The organism is Shewanella psychropiezotolerans, assembly GCF_007197555.1.
Classification (GTDB): Bacteria; Pseudomonadota; Gammaproteobacteria; order Enterobacterales; family Shewanellaceae; genus Shewanella; species Shewanella psychropiezotolerans.
The window spans coordinates 1,045,016-1,069,725 of sequence record NZ_CP041614.1; the positions used below are offsets into that span (position 1 = coordinate 1,045,016).

Annotated in this window: 25 protein-coding genes and 1 pseudogene; 11 read left to right on the forward strand and 15 right to left on the reverse strand. The window is 39.6% G+C overall.

Annotated elements, in window-relative coordinates; genetic code table 11:
• Window positions 1-98 precede the first annotated feature (98 nt).
• The 8 genes and pseudogenes from cydB to FM037_RS28750 all read right to left on the reverse strand — a co-directional run bounded on the left by cydB (window position 99) and on the right by FM037_RS28750 (window position 6,604).
• On the reverse strand, window positions 99-1,238 hold the full coding sequence (cydB, locus tag FM037_RS04635; RefSeq protein WP_144045038.1) for a cytochrome d ubiquinol oxidase subunit II: 1,140 nt from the start codon (window positions 1,236-1,238) through the stop codon (window positions 99-101).
• Window positions 1,231-2,833: pseudogene (locus FM037_RS04640) on the reverse strand (cytochrome ubiquinol oxidase subunit I). Before FM037_RS04640 ends, cydB begins: the two are co-directional and overlap by 8 nt.
• Window positions 2,834-3,173: 340 nt before the next feature.
• Window positions 3,174-3,758 (reverse strand): HvfX family Cu-binding RiPP maturation protein, encoded by a 585-nt coding sequence (locus tag FM037_RS04645; RefSeq protein ID WP_144045039.1) that lies wholly within the window; start codon window positions 3,756-3,758, stop codon window positions 3,174-3,176.
• Entirely contained in the window at window positions 3,751-4,488 is a 738-nt protein-coding gene (locus FM037_RS04650) for an HvfC/BufC family peptide modification chaperone (protein ID WP_144045040.1), read from the reverse strand. The genes FM037_RS04645 and FM037_RS04650 overlap by 8 nt, the downstream gene beginning before the upstream one ends.
• Window positions 4,472-5,332 (reverse strand): DUF692 domain-containing protein, encoded by an 861-nt coding sequence (locus FM037_RS04655; protein WP_144045041.1) that lies wholly within the window; start codon window positions 5,330-5,332, stop codon window positions 4,472-4,474. The genes FM037_RS04650 and FM037_RS04655 overlap by 17 nt, the downstream gene beginning before the upstream one ends.
• Window positions 5,320-5,667: a hypothetical protein gene (locus FM037_RS04660; RefSeq protein WP_144045042.1), complete on the reverse strand. Its 348-nt coding sequence runs from the start codon at window positions 5,665-5,667 to the stop codon at window positions 5,320-5,322. The genes FM037_RS04655 and FM037_RS04660 overlap by 13 nt, the downstream gene beginning before the upstream one ends.
• Complete coding sequence (locus FM037_RS28745; protein ID WP_221937466.1) at window positions 5,664-6,209, reverse strand: MBL fold metallo-hydrolase; 546 nt, start codon at window positions 6,207-6,209, stop codon at window positions 5,664-5,666. Before FM037_RS28745 ends, FM037_RS04660 begins: the two co-directional genes overlap by 4 nt.
• Before the next feature lie 8 nt (window positions 6,210-6,217).
• Window positions 6,218-6,604, reverse strand: a complete 387-nt coding sequence (locus tag FM037_RS28750) for an MBL fold metallo-hydrolase (protein WP_221937467.1) — start codon at window positions 6,602-6,604, stop codon at window positions 6,218-6,220.
• Window positions 6,605-7,187: 583 nt separating this feature from the next.
• Here FM037_RS28750 and FM037_RS04670 point away from each other — a divergent pair.
• Together FM037_RS04670 and FM037_RS04675 are read left to right on the forward strand one after the other, a co-directional pair.
• Window positions 7,188-7,781, forward strand: coding sequence for a toxin-antitoxin system YwqK family antitoxin (locus tag FM037_RS04670; RefSeq protein WP_144045043.1), 594 nt, complete (start codon window positions 7,188-7,190; stop codon window positions 7,779-7,781).
• A gap of 381 nt (window positions 7,782-8,162) precedes the next feature.
• The gene (locus FM037_RS04675) at window positions 8,163-8,492 is read left to right on the forward strand and encodes a DUF3332 family protein (RefSeq protein WP_144045044.1); all 330 of its coding nucleotides are present in this window, start codon (window positions 8,163-8,165) and stop codon (window positions 8,490-8,492) included.
• A 531-nt stretch (window positions 8,493-9,023) separates the two neighbouring features.
• On the opposite strand, the gene FM037_RS28445 is transcribed toward FM037_RS04675, so the two are convergent.
• Entirely contained in the window at window positions 9,024-9,191 is a 168-nt protein-coding gene (locus tag FM037_RS28445) for a hypothetical protein (RefSeq protein WP_185976956.1), read from the reverse strand.
• A gap of 260 nt (window positions 9,192-9,451) precedes the next feature.
• Between FM037_RS28445 and FM037_RS04680 the strand changes: the two genes are divergently transcribed.
• Both FM037_RS04680 and FM037_RS04685 read left to right on the forward strand, forming a co-directional pair.
• Window positions 9,452-9,847: a glutaredoxin family protein gene (locus tag FM037_RS04680; RefSeq protein WP_144045045.1), complete on the forward strand. Its 396-nt coding sequence runs from the start codon at window positions 9,452-9,454 to the stop codon at window positions 9,845-9,847.
• Window positions 9,848-11,103: 1,256 nt separating this feature from the next.
• Window positions 11,104-12,249 carry an NAD/NADP-dependent octopine/nopaline dehydrogenase family protein gene (locus tag FM037_RS04685; protein ID WP_144045046.1) on the forward strand — a complete coding sequence of 382 codons (1,146 nt, stop codon included), beginning with the start codon at window positions 11,104-11,106 and terminating at the stop codon, window positions 12,247-12,249.
• 223 nt (window positions 12,250-12,472) lie between these two features.
• Here FM037_RS04685 and FM037_RS04690 read toward each other — a convergent pair whose 3' ends face one another.
• Window positions 12,473-13,159, reverse strand: a complete 687-nt coding sequence (locus FM037_RS04690) for a hypothetical protein (protein ID WP_144045047.1) — start codon at window positions 13,157-13,159, stop codon at window positions 12,473-12,475.
• A gap of 412 nt (window positions 13,160-13,571) precedes the next feature.
• Here FM037_RS04690 and FM037_RS04695 point away from each other — a divergent pair, with 412 nt between their 5' ends.
• Window positions 13,572-15,149, forward strand: coding sequence for an ATP-binding protein (locus FM037_RS04695; RefSeq protein WP_185976957.1), 1,578 nt, complete (start codon window positions 13,572-13,574; stop codon window positions 15,147-15,149).
• On the opposite strand, the gene FM037_RS04700 is transcribed toward FM037_RS04695, so the two are convergent.
• Window positions 15,146-15,505 carry a TM2 domain-containing protein gene (locus FM037_RS04700; protein WP_144045049.1) on the reverse strand — a complete coding sequence of 120 codons (360 nt, stop codon included), beginning with the start codon at window positions 15,503-15,505 and terminating at the stop codon, window positions 15,146-15,148. The two genes, FM037_RS04695 and FM037_RS04700, sit on opposite strands and share 4 nt — an antisense overlap.
• Before the next feature lie 321 nt (window positions 15,506-15,826).
• Here FM037_RS04700 and glnD point away from each other — a divergent pair, with 321 nt between their 5' ends.
• A complete protein-coding gene (gene glnD, locus FM037_RS04705; RefSeq protein ID WP_144045050.1) occupies window positions 15,827-18,433 on the forward strand; it encodes a [protein-PII] uridylyltransferase in 2,607 nt (868 codons plus the stop codon).
• A gap of 164 nt (window positions 18,434-18,597) precedes the next feature.
• Here the strand turns inward: glnD and FM037_RS04710 are convergent, their stop codons facing one another.
• Window positions 18,598-19,188, reverse strand: coding sequence for a class I SAM-dependent methyltransferase (locus FM037_RS04710; protein WP_144045051.1), 591 nt, complete (start codon window positions 19,186-19,188; stop codon window positions 18,598-18,600).
• A gap of 90 nt (window positions 19,189-19,278) precedes the next feature.
• Here FM037_RS04710 and FM037_RS04715 point away from each other — a divergent pair, with 90 nt between their 5' ends.
• From FM037_RS04715 to FM037_RS04725, 3 genes are all read left to right on the forward strand, one after another.
• Window positions 19,279-19,683 (forward strand): helix-turn-helix domain-containing protein, encoded by a 405-nt coding sequence (locus tag FM037_RS04715; RefSeq protein WP_144045052.1) that lies wholly within the window; start codon window positions 19,279-19,281, stop codon window positions 19,681-19,683.
• Between the two features lie 124 nt (window positions 19,684-19,807).
• Complete coding sequence (locus tag FM037_RS04720) at window positions 19,808-20,407, forward strand: hypothetical protein (protein WP_144045053.1); 600 nt, start codon at window positions 19,808-19,810, stop codon at window positions 20,405-20,407.
• Window positions 20,408-20,648: 241 nt separating this feature from the next.
• The gene (locus FM037_RS04725; protein ID WP_144045054.1) at window positions 20,649-21,044 is read left to right on the forward strand and encodes a DUF1090 domain-containing protein; all 396 of its coding nucleotides are present in this window, start codon (window positions 20,649-20,651) and stop codon (window positions 21,042-21,044) included.
• 326 nt (window positions 21,045-21,370) lie between these two features.
• Here the strand turns inward: FM037_RS04725 and FM037_RS04730 are convergent, their stop codons facing one another.
• Window positions 21,371-22,240 (reverse strand): LysR family transcriptional regulator, encoded by an 870-nt coding sequence (locus tag FM037_RS04730; RefSeq protein ID WP_144045055.1) that lies wholly within the window; start codon window positions 22,238-22,240, stop codon window positions 21,371-21,373.
• Between the two features lie 133 nt (window positions 22,241-22,373).
• Here FM037_RS04730 and FM037_RS04735 point away from each other — a divergent pair, with 133 nt between their 5' ends.
• Window positions 22,374-22,697, forward strand: coding sequence for a hypothetical protein (locus FM037_RS04735; protein ID WP_144045056.1), 324 nt, complete (start codon window positions 22,374-22,376; stop codon window positions 22,695-22,697).
• A 207-nt stretch (window positions 22,698-22,904) separates the two neighbouring features.
• Complete coding sequence (locus FM037_RS04740) at window positions 22,905-23,297, forward strand: RidA family protein (protein WP_144045057.1); 393 nt, start codon at window positions 22,905-22,907, stop codon at window positions 23,295-23,297.
• A gap of 435 nt (window positions 23,298-23,732) precedes the next feature.
• On the opposite strand, the gene FM037_RS04745 is transcribed toward FM037_RS04740, so the two are convergent.
• Both FM037_RS04745 and FM037_RS04750 read right to left on the reverse strand, forming a co-directional pair.
• Entirely contained in the window at window positions 23,733-24,050 is a 318-nt protein-coding gene (locus FM037_RS04745; protein ID WP_144045058.1) for a hypothetical protein, read from the reverse strand.
• A gap of 2 nt (window positions 24,051-24,052) precedes the next feature.
• Window positions 24,053-24,685 (reverse strand): hypothetical protein, encoded by a 633-nt coding sequence (locus FM037_RS04750; RefSeq protein WP_144045059.1) that lies wholly within the window; start codon window positions 24,683-24,685, stop codon window positions 24,053-24,055.
• Window positions 24,686-24,710: the final 25 nt, after the last annotated feature.

The window sequence follows — 24,710 nt, forward strand, 5'->3', positions numbered from 1 at the left end:
TGAGAGCCAAGCATTCTGAAAGCAGGCTTATTCAATTTAACCTTAGATATCGCTTGTCTAAGGAGATATCTAATGGCTGAAGTACGTATCGCCAGACGCTAATATGCCGAGTGATTGTTTTGAATAATCTCGTCCACGGTAACGACCCGCCACATCTTGTAGTAACACCAAAAAGTGTAGAGCAGAATAATTGGAATAATGATTACAGCAATAATGGATATAATGGATAGAGTGTATTGACTGGCCACTACATCCCATAATGTCAGGCTATGATTTGGCACGCTACTCGATGGCATGACAAATGGAAACATTGCAGTGCCCGCCGTGAGAATGATGCCAGTTGCAGATAAGGCACTGGCGGTAAATGCTAATGCGCCTTTTCCGGCGCGGGCCATCAAGCCTGCTATAAGCGCCATCACTATACCGAGAGCCGGGAATGACCAAAGCAAGGGTTGTATCTTATAGTTATGCATCCAAGCACCTAGCTCAGTGACAACCTGTTTAGTGATAGGAATCGCTAATGCGGAAGGATCAATCTGGCTGGTGATCACAAAGCCTTCGATAGATTGGGCAACCATGACTCCGGCTAAAGCAAAACTGACAACCAGAACCAAGGCGGCTATTTGGGCGGCCTTAGCCGCTCTGGATGCGACTAGCGCATCGGTGCGCATCACTAACCAAGTGCCGCCATGCATAATAATCATGGCAACACTCACGACGCCAGACAGTATGGCAAAGGGATTAAATAAGCCTAGGTAAGTACCGGTATAAGTTACGCGCATAAACTTATCAAAATGAAATGGCACACCTTGCAGTAAGTTACCAAAAGCGATTCCAAATACTAAAGGAGCCACCATACTGCCAACGAATAAGGCTCTATCCCAGTTATTACGCCAGCGTGGAGAGTCAATCTTATTGCGATAATCAAAAGCCAGAGGCCTAAGGAATAGCGAGAATAGGGTCAACATCATCACAAAATAGAAACCACTAAATGCGGTGGCATAAACCATAGGCCAGGCAGCGAATAAACAACCGCCAAAGGCGATAAACCATACCTGATTACCGTCCCAATGAGCGCCTATGCTATTAATCGCGACTCGGCGTTCATTATCACTTTTACCAACGAAGAGTAATAAGCCGCCCACTCCCATATCCATCCCCGCGGTGATGACAAAGCCTATCATCAAGACGCCAATCAAACCCCACCAGAGTAATTTTAAGCTTTCATAGTCAAACATTTAAGGATTCCTTTGTGGTGCTTAGATGCAATAGAGGGCTGGCATCGGATTCTTGCTCGAAATGATAACGACCTGTGTGTAATGAACTGGGTCCGATCCGAGCAAATTTAATCATCAGATACATTTCGATAACGAACAGAATTAGATAGACAGAAATAAAGGCGATCATGCTGGTAAGAACATCGCTCACCGCTAGGTTAGATACGGAGAGGAAGGTCGGAAATACTTCACTTATTGACCAAGGTTGACGGCCTAACTCGGCGACAAGCCAGCCCGTTTCTATGGCAACCCAAGGTAATGGTAGTGCAAATAAAATGGCTTTGAGTAACCATCTTTTTTGTTCGATAACCCGTTTTGCATTGAAGTAAAAGGCCAGAACAAACAGGAGTAGCATAGTTATACCGCTGCCAACCATAATGCGAAATGCAAAAAATAGTGGGCAACTGGTGGAATAGAGTCATCCACAGCCATACTTATTTGCTCTTCGTTGGCGTCTATTACATTTTCGGTGTAGCGCTTAAGTAGCAGGCCATATCCCAGATCTTGCTTGGTATCGTCGAAACCTGTGAGATTTTCTTTAGTTTTGTCTCCCGCTTGCAGCTTTAACAGGTAGTCATAGGCAAGTATGCCATTACGGATCCGTACTTCGTGATCCTTTTTCAGATCGCTGATCCCGATGACTTGTTTATCTAACGAACGGGTCGCTATAATCCCCAGAGCATAGGGTATCTTTATCGCATAATCAGTATGCATCTCTTTATCGTTCGGTATGCCTATCAGGGTAAAGTCAGCTGGTGCCTGTTCGGTATGATATTCAGCTTCAATTGCAGCAAGCTTAACTTTTTGTACCGCCCCAGCCTCATAACCTGACTCATCACCCAGTACTAAAACGGATAAAATCGCTGCCAGACCGAACCCAGATGCGACCGCAAAAGAGCGCTTAGCGAAGGGGAGATCCCGGCCCTTCAATATGTAATAACTACTGATGCTCATTACAAACATGGCACCAGCAACATATCCGGCAGCTGCAGTGTGAATGAACTTCACTTGGGCTACTGGATTGAATATCAATTGTGAGAAACTGGTCATTTCCATGCGCATGGTTTCAAAATTAAATTCACTGCCGACCGGGTTTTGCATCCAAGCGTTACCAATCAGGATCCATAATGCAGATAAGTTAGTGCCTAGGGCCATCAAAAAAGTGCCGGCTAAGTGTTGACGTTTAGTTAGCCTGTCCCAACCCAGAAAAAACATGCCTACGAATGTAGATTCAAGGAAAAAAGCCATTAAACTTTCGATAGCCAGAGGGCGCCAAACACATCACCAACATAATGTGAGAAATAAGCCCAGTTAGTACCAAATTCGAATTCCATAGTCAGGCCTGTTGCGACACCCAACGCAAAGTTAATACCAAATAACTTGCCCCAGAACTTAGTCATGTCCCGGTATATTTCACGTCCCGTTATTACATAAACTACCTCCATGATGACCAATATCCAGGACATGCCTATGGTTAAGGGGACGAAGAGAAAATGGAACAGAGCTGTGATGGCGAATTGCCAGCGAGACAACTCCACCAGAGTTTCATTAATCATATAAAGATTTCCTATTAATCTTATTTATGTTTGTTGCCTGCGCGCTATATATTTGACTTATTGATAAGAAGATCGATAAGTCTCACTTCAGGCTTTAAACCCAAAGAACGAAGCGTATTAACAGGTGATTCGATAGTGCTAGTTAGCCTCATTGAAGTGAGGGTTCAGGCATAAAGATAAAGACTGTTAACCTATGTATTCACAGTTTAATTTATTCCCTCCTTCGCTAAAAAGGAGGGAATAACGATTTTGGCTTAAGTAGAGCATGTCTCTTGATATAAGAGGTAGCTGTCTTTTAGCTCATTATGTTTACTGAATTGTAATTAGATGGCTAGGCGAGTTATCCATTATTGATTAGCTTGAAACGCTTATTCAGCCAGTAATCGGCACTGACATAACGTCCCCCGCCGTAAAAGAATAGAACCATAAACATAACAAAATAAGTTATTGGAAATTCCATTCCGTTATTTAACATCACAGGATCGGCTAGCTCAGTAAGATAGTTATAACGTCCCGGGAAGTTCTCGCCTAACCAAGTCATAAAAGAACTTAACCGCATACTGGACTCAGCTCCTTTATCTGCAACAACCAGCCATCCATTAGACCAATGAACTAAAGCGCTGGCTGCACTCATCATAAATATCATTGGAACCGACATGACTCGTGTGAACAGCCCCAGTGCAATACAAATGAGTCCTATAATTTCAGTCCCTGTTGCCATAAAAGCCATTAATGTTGGAAAAGGTAAATTCAGACCGCCCTCTCCAAACGAGGTTACAGTACCAGAAAAACCTACAACTTTAGAGTGGGCCCCTGTATATATTACCGGGATTAAATATAGGCGAATGGCAAGTAATGCAATAAAATCAAATTTCTTACATCTATTAAGTAATAAATTGATTCTAGAAAATAATAATTTAATCATGGAATTCCTCTTTGTATGACATGTTAATTAAGTTTGTTTTATGGGACTGAGTTAACCACATGTTTAAATCGAAATGCTTTAGGTTTTTATCTATATATTCTTTAATCTCAGAGTAACTAACAGGCATAACTTGATTTAGATAACCAATTATAAATCTATCAATAAGAGTTAGCTCTTGCCATAAAACCTGATGTTTTATATTTCTAAAAATCCCATATGACAATCGGTCAGGCCTAAGATGGCAAAACCCTACCATTGCCTGGTCTATTGAAAATGGAACTTCAATACACTGAAGCGTTTGATTCAGGTAGATATAAACTTCCTGAACATTGAAATCGTTTAACTCAGGCATTACCTCTGAGTGCTTAATTGTTAATGGGTTTATTTCTGTGCTATATATAACCCACTCAAATTCAATTAGAGATAATAGTATAGGGCTTATTGCATTATAACCTTGTATAAAGCGAACAAACTCTGTGGCTATATTATGAAATTCAGGCTCTGTTGAAGGATGATGATATAAAAACTCTAAGACTAACTTTTCTTTATCGTTTACTCCTAATGAAAAGCTAAATAATGGGAACGTATTGCTGATAACATCACTTATGTTGTCAATAATAAATTCTCGGTAAAGGATAACATTAGCCTTATTAGTCGTCATACTTTGGTGACGAATAGCTTGAGTCAGTCGTTGCGTATCTCTGCATAGCTTCTCAGGCGGATTGTGCATACCAGTCCTCCTCGACTTGCTTCTCTCCTGCTACCGAATCATGTAATAGCTCCAGTTCAGTACAAAGCTTTGCTAGCTCTGGAACATGGTGATCTCGCTCTAACAGTAAAGGCCGTAGACCATGATATTTAATGACCTGTTGAGCTAATATGGTAACTTCATGATTAACAGGCTTGCCATGAGTATCCAGAAGAAAGCCGTCATCTTGTTTTAAATGTCCAGCAATATGGTAATAGCGAATAGCCTTACTAGGCAGCGAGGTAATAAAGTCTAAGGCGTTATAATGATGGTTTTTGCTATTAACATAGACATTATTTATATCCAGTAGTAGCTCGCAGTCACTCTTATCAACGAGTTCAGATATAAACTCTGCTTCTGCCATCTCATCAGCATATTGGTAATAGTAAGATATATTTTCCAATACTAATGGACGCTTAATAATATCCTGAACCTGCTTAATACGATCCGCTAAGTAGTCAATATTGGCTCGGTGGCGGGGGATGGGCAGCAATTCATAGAGGTAACCGGTTGTATCTCGAGAAAAACTCAAATGCTCACTGTAAATATCAATATCGTAGTAATCTAAGAAGTCACCGACTTTTTTGATGAAATCAATATTAAGAGGTTGGGCATCACCGATTGACAGGCTGAGTCCATGAGCAATAAGAGGATAGCGCTCGGCAATACAGTCGAGACTTTCACGTTTTAACCCTCCCATATTCATCCAGTTTTCCGGTGCGAGTTCCAGGAAATCTAACTGTGGAATTTTAGCTTGGTTACATAGCGATTGGATATGTTCGTTACGCAGACCAATCCCTTTATTTGCAGCTGTTATTGACCGCATAAGCCACCTGCGCATTTTCCTGGTTGAGCGATCTGAGTCTGTGTTTTCTTGTTGCTAATACCTTCCCCTGAAGAGCCACATTGACCATCCCGAGCGTAAACCAATTGTCCCTGGGGATCATTGACTAAATCTTTTTTGCCAAATTGCTTTGTTCCTCCGCATTTACCAGCGGCACAGGCACCATTATTACCAGTGGCTTTCTCTGGTTTAGTCTGCGGCAGACTAGACTGAGACTGAGACTGAAGTTGGGGTTGAGATACAGCAGCTTGCACCAGACTAATATTAAGACCAACTAAGGAGGTCATGGCGATTGAGAGAATTAATTTGTTTTTCATTTGTCAGATCCTTTATTAGCATTAACGGGATAACTAGCAAGGTCGCGACCCGCATAGACTGGTCCGTGATAGTATTGCTTGATTATTTCGATAGATTCATCTTTCATGCTCAGACTTTTACCCATAAAGTGATTAAGAACCAACATTTTTGCATGGGTTTTTGCGGCAATTTGTCCAACGGTTGAAGGTTTAGCGTGTAAAAAAGCAGAGCCGCTGTCGGCACCTTCATCAATAGCGCTTGGCATCACCAGAATATCGGCATCTTTAGCGAATTCGATAAATGATTCATCACTGCCATTTTGATCGGCTGAAATAACGATTGTGCCTTTGGCGGATTCAATCCGATAAGATAAGCAAGGTACATCTCCGTGGGGGATACTCTTGGCGTAAATGGTTAAGCCATCAGCGTCATATACCTTGGTAGCTTGTGTTTCATGGATGTCGACATCATTTAAAGAGACAGGGAATAGACCATGGCTGCCATCATAGATGCCATTAAGGTAAGCGTAAGCGCCTTTATCCGAGTTAAATAATGCATCCATATACTCAGTTAAACTTGGGAATCCTTCCCCCCAGTTGGACCTGATATGGCTAACGTCGAACTTCGGTCAAAAAATATCCCGCCTTTTAGTAAGGCTGGTAAATCTGTAACATGATCGGTGTGAAAATGAGTCATACCTAAGAAATTCAACTCTTCCATTCTGGAGCCTGACTGGCCAAATCTCAGGTATACACCTCCTCCTGCATCGATAAGGATCCGTGATTTACCTTTCCACCAAATCACCTCACCTGAGGAAGCTCTGGCATCATCAGAAATTGGGCCGCCTGAACCTAATAACTGTAGGGTAAAGTCTTTATCCAGAGGTTCTGTTGAAATTGCATGGGCTAATGAGCTAACGATAAATAAGCTTGTAGCTAACATAGTTTTTTTAAACATGATTTTATGTTTCCAATATATTTTCAGATATAAAAATCAATACACAAAGATAGTGTTTATCTTTGTGTTAATTTATTTCGTGAATTTTCAGGTTATTTAACCTGTTTGCCTGTACTAGATTTAAATAAATGTCCATGACATGAAGCTATATTTGTCTAAATCGCTAAGTAAAAATATTTAAATGTATTTAACATGCGTTTAATTTTTATAAACATTGGTCGCGGTGGACTGTATGGTGTGGGGCTTGTTCGGTTTCTATGATGATGAACCCTTGTCCTTGCTTCTCCATAAATCAAGCCCTTATGAAGCTTAGGTGAACTAGTCTGCTTTGAATTCAATAGCTCGGGCAATGGTTCAAGAGCTGAAGGGGCATGTTAATGTTGAATGAATAAGATGGTATGGCTGACCTGTGTTTCCTTGTTTTTATGTGCAAGTAAACATTGCCAGATTATTAAAAGGAGTTTAGGAGGTGAACTTTCCCGATGAAATTTTTGTCACACAGATACTTCACAGAGCCAACTCGCTAAGCTCAAGCATAGTGAAGTCAACATTGAATTGATCACCATTAAATGGAAATATCATCATGAAAAAAACAATTCCTTTTGCGTTACTTCTAATGACTTTTGCTGGGGCATCTCAAGCGGCCACGGTGGACTACTTACAATCAAGAAATGGGGTGGCGTATCAGGTAAACCATGACAAACCCTTTACTGGCACTTTTGTGAATAAGTATAACAATGGTCAAAAAGACATTGAAGTCAGCTTCAAAGACGGTAAACAGAATGGTACTGCAACAAGGTGGTACCCGAATGATCAAAAGATCAGTGAAGTTCAATATAGTGATGGGAAAAAAAATGGCAAGGAGACTGGCTGGTATGAAAATGGTCAAAAAGCCGTTGAATCTCAATTCACTAAAGGCCAGGAAGACGGAGTAGAAACACATTGGTTTGAAAATGGCCAAAAATCTTCTGAGATAACCTATAAAGACGGCAAGAAAAATGGGACGAAAACCTTGTGGTATCGCAATGGACAAAAGTACCAAGTATCAAACTACACCCAGGGTAAGTTAAATGATGGAACGGTGAAGGCTTGGTACCCTAATGGCGAAAAAGCTGCTGAAATTACTTTCGAGAAAGGAAATGAAGTCTCAAGCCAGTACTGGCCTGAACACGTTTAACTGTCGAATATGGTGTTATAGGCTAGCAGTTGTTTATTGCTAGCCTATTTAGCTGCTAAAACATTCGCGATAGTCGAAGATACTTAAATTCTGTAATCTAACAGGGTTATTTATTAATATTAATGAAGGCATATTTATTCGTGCTATTTTGTATGTAGCCAGAGTGTGGATATTTATATTGGCTCGCTGAATTATTGATTGTAAGTAGTGCTATTGTTTTTTATTTTCATTTATTGTTAATAAGGTTGGGGTATAGATAATACTGTAAATAGCTTTATTGTGATTTAATTCAAATTATGAAAGCAAGAAAGTAATAAGCATTGATAATAGGCTATAACCTATTAAGCTTACTGGCTTTATTTTTAAGTCTGGAAGTTGTTAATGAAAATCAAAGTGCTATCTGCAGTTATGTTGTCAGTGTTGTTATCGGGATGTGCGGGTCAAATGGCTGTAAGTAACGCAACAATGAAATTTAATATGGATGCTGTCGATAATCGTTATGCCAGAGGCGGCTTAACAATACTGATGGCTCCAGTATATGCTGTCACTACTGTTGCTGATTATGGTCTATTTAATCCTATTGAGTTTTGGACTGGAGAAAACATTCTTACGGACAAAAAATCAATCTATGATATGAAAGGTAAAAACTATATAGAGATAAATGATGATTTAGATGAGTCATTAAAAACTGCTCCTGTTAAATTAGATTAAGTTTTTACAGTACAAGTGGATCTAAGTTAGAGGTCCATTTACTGAGTATTATACTAAACAAAAAATAAATGCTAGTGATAAAGTTTGAGGGTTGTTAACAAGTTCTTAAATATAGTGATTTTTGTTTTTAAACAATAAACAATAAACATATAAGCTAGTAGATTTAAATAGATTGCTCCATATATGGTCTGTATGTCTTTCATTGTTTAATTATTGATTTTTAAAGGTGAAGTTCTTACTTCACCTTTTTATAAACAATCTATTTACTTACGTGACACTGACATTGTGGTCCGACTGGGCATTCTGGGAACTCGTCACATATATTTGCATATGCAGCAAATGAAAGAGATGCAACAAATGTTATAATGGATGCTGTAGAGATTATTTTTCTCATTATAAATTCCTTTTTATTTTACGTGATTATTTTGTTTTTAAACGACAAGCTTAAGAAAATCGTATGTTATATATCGACTGTTTAATGTTGTTACTGCTGAGTAGGAGGGCTAATTTAAACGCTAGACCTCCAAAATTCTAGATGCCTGCACATCTCTTGTAGTCAGCTTCACAAGCTCTTTCATTTAACCCATCATCACGTTCTACACATGCCATGTATTTAGCTAAACATGGTGAGATTGCTGATGCGCCTGCGGATAAACCAAGAGAAATAGCAAAAGATAGCATTAAAATTTTAGTTTTCATAATTAACCCAAATATTTAAGTTATTATTTAATTTAAGTTTAATTTGTTTGTATATTAAACCGATGTTACCCCAGGGTAAGTGGGGGTGTGCAATTAATATGATGTTAGGTTTGGGGTTCGTCAATAGCGCTAATGTCTTAATGTTATCCTTGTTTGGTAAGTCTAAAGTGTTGGCTGTTATATTATTTTGTTTTATCATAGTTGTTTAAGTTTTTATATTGATGTAGTTTGTCATGAAATTGAGTTTTTGAGTTTTGTTTATGTCAATTACAAAAGGACGAGTGTTTAAGGATGTTATTGTATACACCTTGTTACTCTTGATAGGAACATCTTCAGGTTATGGGGTCATGCTTGGATATAAGGAGTTTACTGAGCCTAAGCTTGTACTTGTTGGTGATTATACTCAGCACTTCGAAACTACGGATAAGAAAGTAATTATGTACGGTACAGATTGGTGCCCTGTATGTGAAAGGACTCGTGAGTTTTTCATTGAAGAAGGTATTGCCTATAAAGAGCTTAATCCAGAGAAGGATGAATATGCATTTGAACTGTATAAAAAATTAGGTGCAAATGGATATCCGGTAATTGTAATTGGTAATAAAAGGATATTTGGGCTTGATACCAAAGAGATAAAGCTGGCATTAAATGAAAGGTGACTTACCAAAAGGATAAGATAGACCTAAGCTGACTGGATTATCATATCTAAAAAGTAAAAATCCGAATGATACCTCTGAGTTAAACAATTATTTTTATAATAAAGTTAGGCTGACAATCAGAAATAATTAGGCTCAATGCATCATGCATAGATCAAACAGTTATCACACTGTAAATTATAAATGTATCAGGGGTTCAGAGAGAAACTATCACCTAAGTCAGAAGTTAATAATTTACTTAAGTAACTGTTGTATTAATTCAGTAAGGAAAGGAATGAGTATACTGCTCGTTTCCTTAATCGCTTGTAAAAATAGGTACGGAAAGAATAAAATCATGCAAAAGCATATGCTCTCTCTATTATGGATTAACAGTTAAGTTGATTTTGAGTTTTCTACAGCTCTGGCAGTAAGTAGGCTGTCTGCATCTCACCGAATACTTTACGCTGCGATCCCTCTCAACGCGTGCGATTTTTTTGAAAATCGCATTGTGATAACGACACCATAACTATAACCACAGGACTAGTCTATTTGAAATTATTGCTTTCTAGGAGTAAAAAACATAAAAATAACTATGGTTTTCTTGATTATAGCTTCGTTAACCATGCTTTGTGAAATATAAGTATATGTTACATAAGTCATAGCTGCCGCAACCGTTTTCCATGGTGCCCACTGAGCAAGTAGCCCGAATACTAGTTGGTATTTATATATTAGTTGTAGTTAGGCACGATATTAAACCCGGATGCCAAATAAAATATTAATTTTAGGCAGCCCTTTAGTTTAAGCCATTTAAAATCAATGGCAATACAAATTTAACTATAAATATAAATATAAGTATAAACAGCTAGACAGATTGTATACAGACCGCTACCTTATCGGTTGTAAAAATAGGCGAAACAAGAACAAAACCCAATTTATCTGGTGGTTAACATCGCATAGAAAGCAGAGCTTTGGTGGACACTTACATCAGGATGGCTCTTCATCAAAAAGTAAAATTTTGATGTCTATCAATAATAACACCCTACAAAAGCGCATGCTCCCTATTATTAATTATCAGTTAAGTTGATTTTAAGCTTTCTACAGCTTTAGCAGTGAGTACGGTGCCTGCGGATCACCGAATATTATGCTGCGATCACTAATAAAGCATAAGAATAACTATAGGTGTCTTGGTTATTCCATTTCCGCAGTTTTACACTGACAAAGAGGTGATATTTATAACTTTCTAACTAATTTTAATATTTTAATATTTTAATGGAGAAAAAATGATAATCACCATAATTGGAGCCGGCAATGCTGGTTCTGCTTGTGCGTTTATGGCTGCTGAAGCAGGACATAAAGTAAGACTATTGAAGACTTCGAATCGTATTACCCATGATGACCACTTTGAAGCTATGGTCAGAAATAAGGGAATATACTGCATCGATAACACCAAAAAAGGGCATTTTACTGATAGTGCCGATGATGCCGAAAAAACCTTTCAACCATTGGAATTGATTACCCGAGACCCTAAAGAAGCGATTGAGGGGGCGGATGTAGTCATGATTTTCATTCAAACTACATACCATCGGGCTTTGGCTGAAAAAATTGCAAAATATTTTCAGGATAATCAGTTGGTTATCTTGATACCTGGGTATGCAAGCAGTATCTTCTATAATCAATATTGCGATAATAATCCGATATTTTCAGAAGGGGAATCCACCCCAAATGATGCTAGAGTGGTTGAACCTGGCACTGTGAAAGTTTTATTTAAAAATGTCAGAAATTCGCTGTCATTTTTTCCCGCCACAAGAACAACTGAAGGAATGGCCATTGCATCCCGCTTGTTCCCTGCCTATAACATTGAAATGAGCAGCGTTCGAAAACACATATTCGAATCGGCACTACATAACCCCAATATCATAGTTCACACCGTGGGCCAGTATGTAATGTATCCAATGCTTGAGTATTGTGCCAAACATCATCCTGATGAAGTGCCTTATATGTATAGGGATGCTCTTTCGACTGAAATGGCATGGCAAATGATAGAAAAATTGGACGCGGAAAAAATGGCGGTGTTAAGTGCGCTAGGATGTGAACCCATTCCTTATCTAGAAGCGTGTTTATTCAGAAATGAACAAGACGTTAATCAAGACCCTAGAGAAGTTTTTGAAAGCTATAAAATATCATCACCTTCAGGACCTGACAGTTTCGATAATAGATACATAACTGAGGATGTTCCTATGGGGTTGGTTTTATTATCATCATTAGGTGACAAATTAGGTATTAATACGCCTGAGTGTGATCGTTTGATCGAGATGAGTGGCGGTATTTTAGCGAGAGACTTTTATAAAGAAGGCAGAACGTTAGCTTCGTTAGGGTTAGGTGAACTAACAAGCGAAGAGTTATTGCATTTTGTAGAAAGAAAATAAAGTCGCGAGCGAACATTTAATCGTCTCAATGTAAGCATTGAGCATTAAGTTTTAGAACCTAGGGGGCTGAGTCTGAGGGAACTGCATATTCCGGCGGTTGCGATCACTCATTCCCCCTATTTTTGGCCTAAGTGATCGAATTGCGCCAGTTGTCTCGCCGCGTTCAACATGCAAGTGCAGCGTTATTTATGGCTTATATTGTATTGCGTTTTATTGATTGTATTCAAAATTGAGACTGCATGGTGAAGCCCCACTTAGTCTCCTCTTCATTATAAGTCTCGTATTGATTAGACTCATAACGGTATCTGATCTCCCAGGACCAGCGTTCGGTGACACGATACCCGAGTGATAGCCAGGCATGAGTCTCATAACGTTCACTGCCATCAATTGCCGCGCTGCCCTGCACAACTAATGTGTTGTACCACCTGTCACTCCAAGGCTTGAGAATCGTCGCACTGGCATTTGCGGTAATACTGTCACTACTCGAGTAATCTTTTACATTCAGGTAATTTGCTCCTAATTCAGTAAATATGGCGGTATCCATCCAACCATTAAATTCGCTAATAATGCCAACTTGATATTGGTAATGGTTAAAGCGGCCGATTTCCGTATCCGTTTTCCCATGTTTAATTGAAGCGCTCACATTCCAGTTACTTAACGAGCTTTGAGGAGAATAGAGATAAGACAAGTTCCATTTATCTCCGCCAAAATTGGTGTTTAATTCAATTTTTTGATTTTCCCACCCATAGCGCCCGGCGACTTTTAGTACATCGGCGTCGAAACCAGCACCTAAGCTTGTGGTTAAATTGAGGGGGTCTGCAATGTGGCGAATAGTTTGTGCATTGACAGCACTGGAGAGGCAAAGAAAAATGAGGGTTACGGGAAGTCCCCTTTTATTATTGAAATGCATTTGTAACACCTGAAAAAATAGCATTATCACAGTCAAAGTAAGGTTGCTCAACATATTTTACTAACTATTACAGTGCCTTAAAGTGCCTGTAACATACAAGCTGAATGCAAACAAAAGTCACAATTGGTATCCTGTTGTACTCCATTATCTTGGGGACACTTGGCGATACGAATGGTGAGAGCGAGCGACAATTGTCAGGGTCGCCTGTCTTATTTTTAATGATTACTAACTAACCGTTGCAATCATAGTCACAGCCAAACACTTGTTAAGTTTCTTTCTAAGTCATCTATGGCTATATTTCAGTGATGGACTAAGTAATGGTCAAGCTCAGAAAACATGGATAGCTATGTCATTCTTTCAGAATAATCTACGGTTTCAGATAATCTTCCCACTGTCGCTTATTATGGCGATTATGTTAGCAGTACTTAGTTTTTCTATTCCAATACTGGTTGAAAGAAATGCTGAGCAACATGCATTGCACACAGCACTTAACTCCTTAAAGCAACTGAAAGTATTGCGTACTTATTACACCAAAAACATTGTTAAGAAAGTGCAAGAGTATGGCGTATTAACTCCAGCGATTAAGCACTCAGGTGAGACTGATAAAATTCCTCTGCCAGCAACCATGATTCACGATTTAAGCCAGCTGTTTGATAAAAATGGCAGTAAATTGAACTTATACAGCCCTTACCCTTTTCCTAACCGTCAACATATCGCACTTGACTCTTTTCAACAAAAAGCTTGGTTGGAGCTCAGTGATAATCCGAGAAAAATAATTAGTGTCGTCAATAAAGAAAATGATAATGCGGTATTAAGAGTCGCGATTTCTGATCAAATGCAAGTTCAAACTTGTGTTGATTGTCATAATAATCATCCATTAACGCCTAAATCAGACTGGAAGTTAGGTGATGTGCGTGGTGTATTAGAGATGAGTATAGATATTTCGTCTCAACTAGCCTTAGCAAATACGTTAAGTTTGTGGATAATTTCATGCATGCTCATTGCGTGTACATTACTGATCATCATCTTTTATTTTTTAACGGGGAAAATAACCGAACAAGTCAGTAATATCTCCCAAGGCATGATTGCTCTTGGTAAAGGCAATTATGAGACCGAAATACCTCAATATTCTGCCACCTTAGAAACACATCAAATGTACACGGCATTTCAACTGTTTAAAACTGCATTATTAGAACGTCAAGCACTTGAAAAACAGCAACAACTATTTGAAACAGAAAAAGTTAACTCATTGGGCAGAATGGTGGCCAGCATCGCTCATGATGTGAATACTCCCATAGGTATTGGCGTTACCGCAGCCAGTTTCTTGCAAGATGAAATTGAAATATTAGCCAAGAAGTTTGCCTCTGGAGAGTTAAATGAGGAGGACTTTGAGGCATTTTTAGAATCGAGTCGTAGTTCAATGATGATTTTAACTCGAAACTTATCTTCAGCTGCAGATCTGATTCGCAGTTTTAAACAAGTATCGGTCGATCAAATGAGTGAACAAGTGCGAGAAGTATTGCTATCTGAATACTTTAAAGAAGTGATTCACAGCATGTTGCCTAAAACTAAAAGAGCACAAGTAACGGTTGATTTAGACTGTATTGAAGATCGCTCTTGTTTTATTTATCCGGGTTTCCTATCCCAGGTGATAACTAACTTGATAGCCAACTCCATTATCCACGGCTTTGCAGAGCAAAATCATGGCACGATTACACTTGTTGTATCGGCTCAAGAGAATGAAGTCAGCATACAATATAGTGATGATGGTATTGGTATTGCTGATGATATTCTGCCAAAGGTGATGGAGCCATTTTTCACCACAAAAAGAGATGAAGGAGGCAGTGGACTAGGATTAAGCATTATTCACAATATCGTCACTCAAAAGCTTAATGGTCATATCAAGCTCGCTAGTGGTGTTGGCAAGGGACTAACGGTGGATATTTCTTTTCCCACTTTGAAGCAAGCTGCTCCCCTTATCATTGGCTAAATGTAGTGGCGAGTCACTCTACGACTATAACGTTGCTCAAAATTAAATGGACTCATTTTCAGGGTGCGAAAAGCATCGACCCAGCCAACAATCATCGGCACTAACGTCCAGCTAAACGTTAAGTACAAACAGCCCTTCAGGTATTGGCCTAAATAGAATTTATGTAGCCCCAAACCGCCGAATATAAAGCTAAACCATATTGCGACTTTTTGATTTTTAATGCGAATGTTCGGATCGATTCCCGCGAGGGCTTCTAACCCTTGAGCTGCATGACATTGGGGGCAGGTGACCAAATTAAGGTCGATTTTTTGGCTGCACTCAGTACATCGAGAGCATGGGACATCACTATTCTTCATTGCAAACTCCAGTTGTCGCACGTACGTCATATGACTAGTGACTATTATGCGTACAAGTGTGCGCTGAAACCTAGGTGCACAGTTCACAGAATTAAAATAAAGATATGGCTGTCCTGTTTCTCATTGAACATAGCTTCCAAAAGCTTACGCTGACCGCCACTTATTCCCATGTGGCCTTGGTTTTGCTGTTATCGATTTGTAATTTTCACTTAGATCATCTACCCTATTTGTTCATTTTAAGGCCATTGTAGAACGGTTTAATTAGTATAAAAAAAGTCAAAAAAGCTAATTATACTCACTGCAAACTGGCACAGGAGAAGCATGTCAGACTCTGATATATCACCTCAATTCAGTTCAAAAATGAGCATTACTGATTATAAAAAAGTAATCCAAGATGCTGACAACTGCCTTAATGAAAATTTTACCCACGTTGCTATCGACGAGATAGTAAAGTTGCGCGCTGACTTTTTTGATGCCTTGCTTCTCCATCTCTGGGAATGTGCCGATCTCGCTACCGAAAACTTATCTCTCAATGCCATAGGCGGCTATGGCCGTCAAACGTTACACCTACACTCAGACATTGATATTTGTGTGTTATTTCCCGAAGAGCTTAGTCCTCATCAAACCACGCAGATTGGCCTTTTTTTTACCCAGCTATGGGATTTAGGCCTAGAGCTAGGCCACAGTGTTCGAGCACTGACGGAAATTGATAAAGCGTGTAAAGAAGACATCACCATTGCTACCTCACTATTTGAAATTCGCCATCTGACGGGTCCTGAGTCCCACGCAAATCAGGTATTAGACAGACTTTATGGCGATGATCTCTGGAGCAGTGAAGCCTTCTTTAAAGCCAAAGTCAGTGAGCAAGACGAACGCCATCTAAAGGCGCAAGGCAGTGCTTTTAGCCTAGAACCAAACCTAAAAAATAGCCCCGGCGGTATGCGCGATATTCAAACCCTGATTTGGGTAACCCGTAAGTATTTTGCTGCTGAGGATATGGCGGCGTTAAGACGGTTCGGCTTCTTTACGGCCGACGAATATACAGAATTATTAGAGTCACAACATTTTATCTGGCGTGCACGTTGGGCATTACACGCTGCAGCTCAGCGCTCTCAAAATCGATTACTTATTTCTTTGCAAAGCGATGTGGCAAGGCTGATGGGCTTTGGAGACAATAGTCACCTTGCTATCGAAAAAATGATGCGTCAGTTATATCGGGCAATGAGGCGAATTAGTGAACTTAATCAAATGCTATTACAGTATTTTAAAGATGAAATTCTGGAGCAAACAGACAAGAAATCTACTCCGTTAAATCAGCATTTTGAAATAAATGGTCGACTGATTAATGCTCGCCATGATGATGTATTTGTCGATCGCAAGCAGCTAATCGCTCTGTTTATCCATATAGCAGAAAACGCGAACGATATTGACGGTATCAGCCCACAGACGATTCGATTAATACGTCAGGTTAGGCGACGATTACTGGGTGATCTGCAAGATTTTCATAGCTGCCGCAAAGAGTTTATCTCGCTATTCCGTCATCCTCAAGGCATGGGGCTCGCGCTATCATTAATGCACAAACATGGGATCTTAGCTTCCTATCTTCCACAATGGCGCGAAATTGTGGGTCAGATGCAATTCGACCTATATCATGTTTACCCCGTAGACGAGCATACGCATAAGTTACTAAAAAACTTATATTCACTCAGTGGCAAACCTGAATCTCCCTCTCTTGCACAACCTAGTGCCGTTTACAAAGCGATAGAGAATAAAGAGGTGTTGTTGTTAGCCGCCTTGTTCCATGATTTAGGCAAAGGACGCGGCGGTGACCACAGTGAATTGGGGGCGGTCGACGCGCTGCAATTTGCCAAATTTCATGAACTAAAACCTTCGCAAGCTAAGGTGATCACTTGGTTAGTTAAAAATCATCTATTGTTATCCTTATCCTCCCAAAGGTTAGATATATATGACCCTTCGGAAGTTAAGAATCTTGCTAAAGCGATAGGCACTAAAGCTAGACTCGATGCTCTGTACTGTTTAACGGTTGCCGACATTAAGGCGACAAATGATGACCTGTGGACTAACTGGAAGGCAACGTTACTTCGAGATCTCTATTTGTCGATTAGTTATGCGCTGCGTAATGGCTTAGAAAATGTGCTAGAACAGCGAACTATCGTCCGTGAACACAAAAATGAAGCGCTAGAGCTGATGGGGATGAGTGAAACGCCTGATGTGATTAAACAGCTTTGGAAACGCTTACCGCTATCATTTTTCAGCAACGCTCAGCCCTGTGATATCGCTCGTTATTCTAAAGCTATGATGCAATATCCCACAGAACATGCACTTATTTTGCTAGATGAAAGCAGTACTAAAGGTAGCAGTGATCTGTTCGTTTATATGAAGGATAAGCCGGGCCTGTTTGTGACACTATTTAATACTTTAGCCTCGCTACAAATCTCAGTTCAGCAAGCGAATATCTCCAAGACTAAAGATGGTTATGTGGTGGAGTCTTTAAAAATATTGGATTATGACCATCATCCAATAAGAACCGCTGGGCGACGTGACCGTATCAAGAAAAGACTCAAACAAGTATTGTTTGAAAATAGAAAAGTGCCTAAACAGCGTCTTAATAGCAACATTGGCTCATTCGTGTGCGAGGCTAAAGTCGAGTTCTTACACTCTCGTAAAAAGGATAGAACGCTTATCAGCGTTACGGCACTCGATAATCCACAATTTATGAGTCACTTCTGTAACGGTTTCAGGCTGTTTGAACTTAATATTCACTCTGCAAAAATAACCACAGTTGGTGAGCAAGTCGACAATGTATTTCTTGTCTCTGACAAAAATGGTCAATCATTAGATGATGAGAGTAAACAAGCGCTAAAATCCTTCTTTGTCGATATCATTAAAGAACAGGTTCCTATTTGATTCTTCATTATGTGCCTGATAAAAAGTTACAAATATGGTCTTATTTCTATTTAGTTACTTTTCCTATACCCGTTCTGTCCCCATAAAAAGGTTTAGACTAGAGAGATATGGCGGATAGGTGAGTTCTATATCTTTTTTGGGGACTAGTCAGACTTTGGCTGCACTTATTTATTTTTTACCGCAATAGCCTGAACGACTGAGCTCATGCCTGTATGGTAACTACCTTCAATCACTTTCCTTTGAAGTTCAGCAAGGTACTGTATTGTTAAGCCGTTCAATTCATCTGTTAATGTTTGCTTTGTTTGAAAGACGTCGACACATTTACCGCCTCCTGTATTTCGAAGCACCTGCTCTGGAGTGTAAGCCTCAACCAGAAAAGCCCCATCAGCTTTAAGTGCACTCTGTATTTTTGTATGTAGCGATTTTCTAATGGTCGATGGCAAAGGACAAAAGATAGAAATGATACCATCCCATTGGTTTTCACCTAGATCATATTCTGTTAAGTCAGCATGTACTACTTCAATCGATACGCCATTGATTTTGGCTAATGCTTTAGCTTTGTTCAAGCCTACAATCGACGAATCAACAGCAGTAACTGAGTATCCCGCTTTCGCAAGATAAACCGCATTGCGGCCTTCACCCTCACCTAAACTCAGTATCTTCCCTTTTGGAATGCTCTGAATGTTGGATCTCAAAAAGTCATTCTCTGTTGTTCCATAAGCGTATTTTAAGGTGCTATAGCGTTGATCCCACATGAGGTAATCTCCTTTGTTGTGCTAAACATGAAGCGAAGTTCGGTTTTAAATGGTACAACCTCAAGCTGACTTGAGGTCAAGGGGGAGTTGATGGACATAGGTGAAGTTTCAAAAATATCTAAGCTACCTGTTTCTACTATCAGGTTTTATGAGGAGAAAGGGCTAATTCGCTCTGTGGGTCGCAAAGGGCTGAGAAGGTACTTTGCAAAGGATGTGATTGAAAAGTTAGCTTTGATCGCTTTGGGACGCAACGTAGGCCTATCGCTAGATGATATAGGGGCGATGTTTACTGCCGACGGTTTAGTCGTTGATAGAGGGTGCCTCTTAGATAAAGCTGAAATACTGGATAAGAAGATTGCTGAGATGTCGGCAATGCGGGACGGGCTTCGACATGCCGCAGCTTGTAGCGCCATAAATCACTTAGAGTGTCCTAAGTTTCTTCGTTATCTCAACATTGCAGGGCATAGCGGTTATCGACCAAAAAGTAAGTTATAAGTAATGTACATTCGCTTCAATGTATACTGCTTCAACTTTTCACCTGAAAATAATATAAGTGACTAATTTTTATCACATGTCATGCACAAATAACTTAAGTATTATCATTATAAAAGGACTTAAAATGAAACCAATCGCCTTACCTTTGCTAAGCGCTGCCCTATTAAGTGGCTGTGGTGCCACTCAGACTACTCCTAGCCCAGTACCAGAAACGAATAAAGAAATAGTACAAACGGAAATAGTGCAAACGAAAAAGGTGGAAAAAACGGTTAAGCAAGTCGCTAAACTATCGAGTCAGAGTGCTGACAAGACCGTTTATATCTTAATGGATATCCCTTTTCGTTCAGACAATCATGTCGCGGATAATATCGAAAATGAATGCACTGAACTTGGACATCAATTCTCAAACTCAGTGTTAAAGTACGCTAAGAAACAGAAGCTTTCGCTTAAAGCTGTAGATCAGCTACCCGCTAACGGCAAAGTATTGAAGTTATCTATTGATGATGTTTACAGCGCGGGAAATGCTTTCATAGGCCACCGTAAATCAGCCAGTATCACTGCATCTTATTTAGTCGATGGTGAGATGCTGGCAACGACAGAAAAGACTCGAAATTCGGGTGGTGGCTTCTTCGGTGGCTTTAAAGGCTCATGCTCGGTATTGGCGCACACGGTCAATACCTTGGGTAATGATGTGGCTAAGTGGTTAAAGCAACAGACTAATTAATCATTGATAAAAAGATAAGGCTGTCTTGTTCTCATTTTCAGATAGCCTTACTTATTATTTCATCCCACAAAAGTATTTAAATTAGAAAGACATAGTGAAAAGGTAAATTCCAAAATTTACTCTCATCTCACTTATTCCAAGAGGTTAATATTAATTCACCTCTTGCCTCATGCTCCCTTAACCTTGCAACATGTATAATGTCGAATTTGACTTATATTTATAACGTTCAGAGGATTATTTTGTGAAAGTAGGCTACAAATCAGGATTGTTTGTCCTTGCGTGTGTATCAAGTAATGTATTTGCTTCAGATTGCAGAGATTTGAAGGCATGTGAAAGAAAGTTTTGTGAAATCAATTATCAGCTATCAATCGCTGAATCTAAGAACAATGAATTTAAGGTTGATGGATTAAATAAGGCTCTAAAATACGCTAAAGAGAATTGTTCTATCCAAGGGTTACGTGATGATTTACTAGATAAAATTGATGACAAAATGGAGGACATAGAGGAATATAGGCAAAACCTCAATGAAGCTGAATCAGACAATGAAACAGATAAAATTGAAAAGTATCAAAGAAAAATCAAGGAAAAGGAGGAGGATATCTCAGAACTTGAAATCGAGCTTACTGAATTGCAATAACGCAAGGTTCATACCCGAATTCATGGTCCTGTAGGGAGTTTTCAAAAGCTCATTCGTGATTGTGAACACTTGGAGAAGTGTCTACTGTTCTAGGGTCTTACTAGCCAGCACTTTTCAAGTTGTTGCTAGTATCTTCAAGCTGGCTGATAGTTCCCATCATTTTTCCTATTAACTTCCCCCATTTTTAGCACATTGCCGACTTTGAATATGCCAGTAACTTGTTCGATTAGGTTTACGGGGGAAGGCCCATTGATAACTTACGAAAGCCTGGGTATGTAATTGATCAACAATGAATGGCTTTAGTTTTCTCATGGATGGGGCTAGTTTTACTTTATTAAATAGTCGATTAACACTCGAGTTTTTTGTGGTAAATAAGCTTGTTTACGATAATAAGCCATCAGTTCAAAAGGCTCGCTTTGACATTGATTAACAAGTATTGGTTTCAATAAACCCCGCTCAATCTCATCACTCACCAGTAAACGAGGAATATAAACAATCCCTTGATGCTGTAACGCGGCTCGAATCAATACCTCTGTATCATTACTCGATAAATGACCATTAACCAATATCGAATCTGCCTGAGAAAAATGCCAATACCTGCGGCTTTTCCCTACTCCATAGCTTAGGCATTGATGGTGAAGTAAATCTTGAGTATTTTGGGGCTCACCATGTTTGGCCAAGTAATCAGAGGAAGCGAACAAGCTATTACTATAAGAATAGATAGGAACACCTACGTAAGTAGCGGAATCAAATCCTTCACGTTTGCGGGCAATTGAAATATCAGCACGGTCAAACGGGATATCTTCGTAGTCAACACATCGAAGTTCTAACTTAACATCAGGATAATGAACTGCAAAACCACTCAATACAGTCATCAGTACTCGGCTATGAACCAAACTGGGCGCGGCAATCGACAACTTCCCGGCTGGTCGTTTATTAAGTCTTGCGGTTTCATCCTGAAGAGCCTGCCAGTTGGCTCCTATCCCGCATATCGAATGATAAAAGTATTCGCCTGCTTCAGTCATCGCTATTTTTCGTGTCGTACGAGTAAGTAACTGTGCGCCTAAACTTGCCTCTAGTTCTGCCAGGTGCTTACTTACTACTGAAGGGGCTATCCCTTGCTCTCGGGCGGCTGCCGCCATCGATCCTAGCTCAACCACCTGCTGGTATAGCAATGCATGCCTAAATCTAGCCATGATTCGTTCTCTTATGGAAACTAATTATTAGTATTTTGTGGGATTATTCTCTTATCGGCAAGGTTTATAATCACTTTACAATATCAGAATCAGAAATAACGTTATTTCTAGTTCGCATTTAAAGGAAGAAAAAGTGGCAACATTTGACTATGTGGTGGAAACCGTAACATGGCACGCTCAAGCTGGAGTCACAGAGCAACAAATGATCTTGGCGATTCAAATGATGCTTGCGGATTTGAAAGTACTGCCGGGATTTATTCATGAGTTATTGACTCTTGCCCCTGACGGCAGTTGGATGCAGCTTTATTATTGGCAAACAGCGGCTGATGCGCACAATTCTAATCAATTGATGGCAGATAAAGCCTCTTTCAATGACCTAATTGCACTGCTCAACCCACAATCGATTAAAATAGAAATCTATCAACCGGTACAAACATCTTCAGCGCTAAAGTTCTAATAGATCACGAATTCAACATGAACATTTACCAGTACTGGTGAACATCTGGGCTGCTATATTTTTTGCTGTAATGGTTATTCCCTTAAATAGAAGAAGGTTGTTCAGGATATCTGAACATTGAGTTCATGATCTTCCGGTTTTTTTAAAGGGCTTACTAAGATTAACTGGCTTGCATCAACAGGAATTAACTCAAGGACACTAGCTTAAATGAATAAAATTTGGAGCCCCGATAATATTGCGCCACCCGCAGCAAGATACCATCACTGCGCCCATGTACCAGGCAATAGTCGTTGGCTGCATATCGCAGGTCAGCTAGGGATCGATCTTGATGGTCAGCTAGGGGAAGGGATAGAGCAGCAGGTTCTGTATGCCTGGCAAAATATAGAGGGGCTACTGCAAGCTAACCAGATGTTACGGGAAGATATTGTCAGTGTTAGAGTTTATCTAACTGACAGAGAGGACCTTGGTGGGTATCGAGCGGCAATGCAGCAGCTCTTTAACGGTCACTCTCAGGTGCTTCCGGTGACGTTACTGTTTGTGGCTGGTCTCTTTTCCGAGGATTGGAAGGTGGAGATAGAGGTCCAGGCAGCTAAGCTCTGAGCAAGTGGAGTCAGAGAAGAAACAGAGACACCCAAATAAACCCGAATTCAACATGCATGTACGTCGAGCTGAGGTCATGATCGTTATCCTGAACAAAGCTGAGTTAAGAGAGCTTAAAGGTTAGTAGAGGATGTTTTAAAGCATAAAAGATACGGGTGTCCTATTTTTTTTCCTATCTTTTTTAATTTATAACTAAACATCCGTTTATATTATTAACTTCAAGGTAGAGTTCATGGGTTAATACGAGTGAACTAGGGATATAGCTCCCGCTGTCTGACAGGCAATTAGCCGTTAATTCCACTCTGATGTTCTGGCAATGACCTTCATAATCCCCACCGGGGAAGTAGCAATAACCTCGGGTAATAGGAAAATTGATGTCGATAATGAGTGCCCCGTTGTCGTAGAGCACCTCAGTCTTGACTGGATCATGCTTGGTTAAGTTAATACTAAACGCTTGCCATGACCCATTTTGATTTCGGCATTGGCCCTGAGAAAGACACTTATATCCTTACAATTATCAAGATAACGGCCTAGAGGAACGAAGCCACAAGGATAATTAACTCGATAATCATTATCTGCTTGTTCAAAGCAAGTGAGCATATAGCTGTTCTCAACATTAACAGATTGCATCACATTTATAATATCCAGTAAGTCGACATAAAGGTCATAAATATCGGCCTGACAGCTTATATTACCTATGGATCTGTGTGCATTATCAAGCTCGCCGCAAAGGCTTAGCCATTGCGCCCACAAACTCAGCTTGCTTGCTCAGCACTGATTGAAAAATCCAGCATGAAATTAAAGTCATCTTGTAATTTATACAATAAGGCTCTCAGGCTTGAGGTATCAACATACTGGATGAATTCGATTTTCTTTATTATTAATATTCTTGTGTGATCAATATTTTTTCTGAAAGCACTTAATGAATTAGCGGCGGATTGATTCTCTGCTTCAGCATAACTTAAGTCATACCAAGCATTATAAAGAATTCGATGAACATCATTTATTACAGTTTGTTGTTCATCGGATAAATCCAGATCCGCCAGCGGATTTTGTACGATCTTGCCTTCATCTAACAGTTTATCGAGTTGTTCCAGCGCCTCTTCTAAAGAGGGATAGTGAAGTTGATAAAGATCTTTCATGGATCGCAGACAGGATTTAAATTGTGCTTCAATAGTGGATCTCCAATATCTGCCATTGTTATTAACTTCTAAGAATAGTTCGTGAAAGCTTTCTGGAGATAATAGTGATATATCACTATTATCATAGCCTAAAAAAAATTGGGTTTTCTTCAAACTATCAGGTGCTAACACAGCATAACGCGCATAAAGCTTAATATTGATGAGATCGGCATTGGTCACTATTTCATTATTTTTACTTTTTACCATTTTTTAATTTCACATATATAAGTTA

Bases quoted from the DNA above. Each gene is read 5' to 3' on its own strand.
- cydB (WP_144045038.1), bottom strand. From the start codon at position 1,238: ATGTTTGACTATGAAAGCTTAAAATTACTCTGGTGGGGTTTGATTGGC.
- FM037_RS04645 (WP_144045039.1), bottom strand. From the start codon at position 3,758: ATGATTAAATTATTATTTTCTAGAATCAATTTATTACTTAATAGATGT.
- FM037_RS04650 (WP_144045040.1), bottom strand. From the start codon at position 4,488: ATGCACAATCCGCCTGAGAAGCTATGCAGAGATACGCAACGACTGACT.
- FM037_RS04655 (WP_144045041.1), bottom strand. From the start codon at position 5,332: ATGCGGTCAATAACAGCTGCAAATAAAGGGATTGGTCTGCGTAACGAA.
- FM037_RS04660 (WP_144045042.1), bottom strand. From the start codon at position 5,667: ATGAAAAACAAATTAATTCTCTCAATCGCCATGACCTCCTTAGTTGGT.
- FM037_RS28745 (WP_221937466.1), bottom strand. From the start codon at position 6,209: ATGGATGCATTATTTAACTCGGATAAAGGCGCTTACGCTTACCTTAAT.
- FM037_RS28750 (WP_221937467.1), bottom strand. From the start codon at position 6,604: ATGTTTAAAAAAACTATGTTAGCTACAAGCTTATTTATCGTTAGCTCA.
- FM037_RS04670 (WP_144045043.1), top strand. From the start codon at position 7,188: ATGAAAAAAACAATTCCTTTTGCGTTACTTCTAATGACTTTTGCTGGG.
- FM037_RS04675 (WP_144045044.1), top strand. From the start codon at position 8,163: ATGAAAATCAAAGTGCTATCTGCAGTTATGTTGTCAGTGTTGTTATCG.
- FM037_RS28445 (WP_185976956.1), bottom strand. From the start codon at position 9,191: ATGAAAACTAAAATTTTAATGCTATCTTTTGCTATTTCTCTTGGTTTA.
- FM037_RS04680 (WP_144045045.1), top strand. From the start codon at position 9,452: ATGTCAATTACAAAAGGACGAGTGTTTAAGGATGTTATTGTATACACC.
- FM037_RS04685 (WP_144045046.1), top strand. From the start codon at position 11,104: ATGATAATCACCATAATTGGAGCCGGCAATGCTGGTTCTGCTTGTGCG.
- FM037_RS04690 (WP_144045047.1), bottom strand. From the start codon at position 13,159: ATGCATTTCAATAATAAAAGGGGACTTCCCGTAACCCTCATTTTTCTT.
- FM037_RS04695 (WP_185976957.1), top strand. From the start codon at position 13,572: ATGTTAGCAGTACTTAGTTTTTCTATTCCAATACTGGTTGAAAGAAAT.
- FM037_RS04700 (WP_144045049.1), bottom strand. From the start codon at position 15,505: ATGAAGAATAGTGATGTCCCATGCTCTCGATGTACTGAGTGCAGCCAA.
- glnD (WP_144045050.1), top strand. From the start codon at position 15,827: ATGTCAGACTCTGATATATCACCTCAATTCAGTTCAAAAATGAGCATT.
- FM037_RS04710 (WP_144045051.1), bottom strand. From the start codon at position 19,188: ATGTGGGATCAACGCTATAGCACCTTAAAATACGCTTATGGAACAACA.
- FM037_RS04715 (WP_144045052.1), top strand. From the start codon at position 19,279: ATGGACATAGGTGAAGTTTCAAAAATATCTAAGCTACCTGTTTCTACT.
- FM037_RS04720 (WP_144045053.1), top strand. From the start codon at position 19,808: ATGAAACCAATCGCCTTACCTTTGCTAAGCGCTGCCCTATTAAGTGGC.
- FM037_RS04730 (WP_144045055.1), bottom strand. From the start codon at position 22,240: ATGGCTAGATTTAGGCATGCATTGCTATACCAGCAGGTGGTTGAGCTA.
- FM037_RS04740 (WP_144045057.1), top strand. From the start codon at position 22,905: ATGAATAAAATTTGGAGCCCCGATAATATTGCGCCACCCGCAGCAAGA.
- FM037_RS04750 (WP_144045059.1), bottom strand. From the start codon at position 24,685: ATGGTAAAAAGTAAAAATAATGAAATAGTGACCAATGCCGATCTCATC.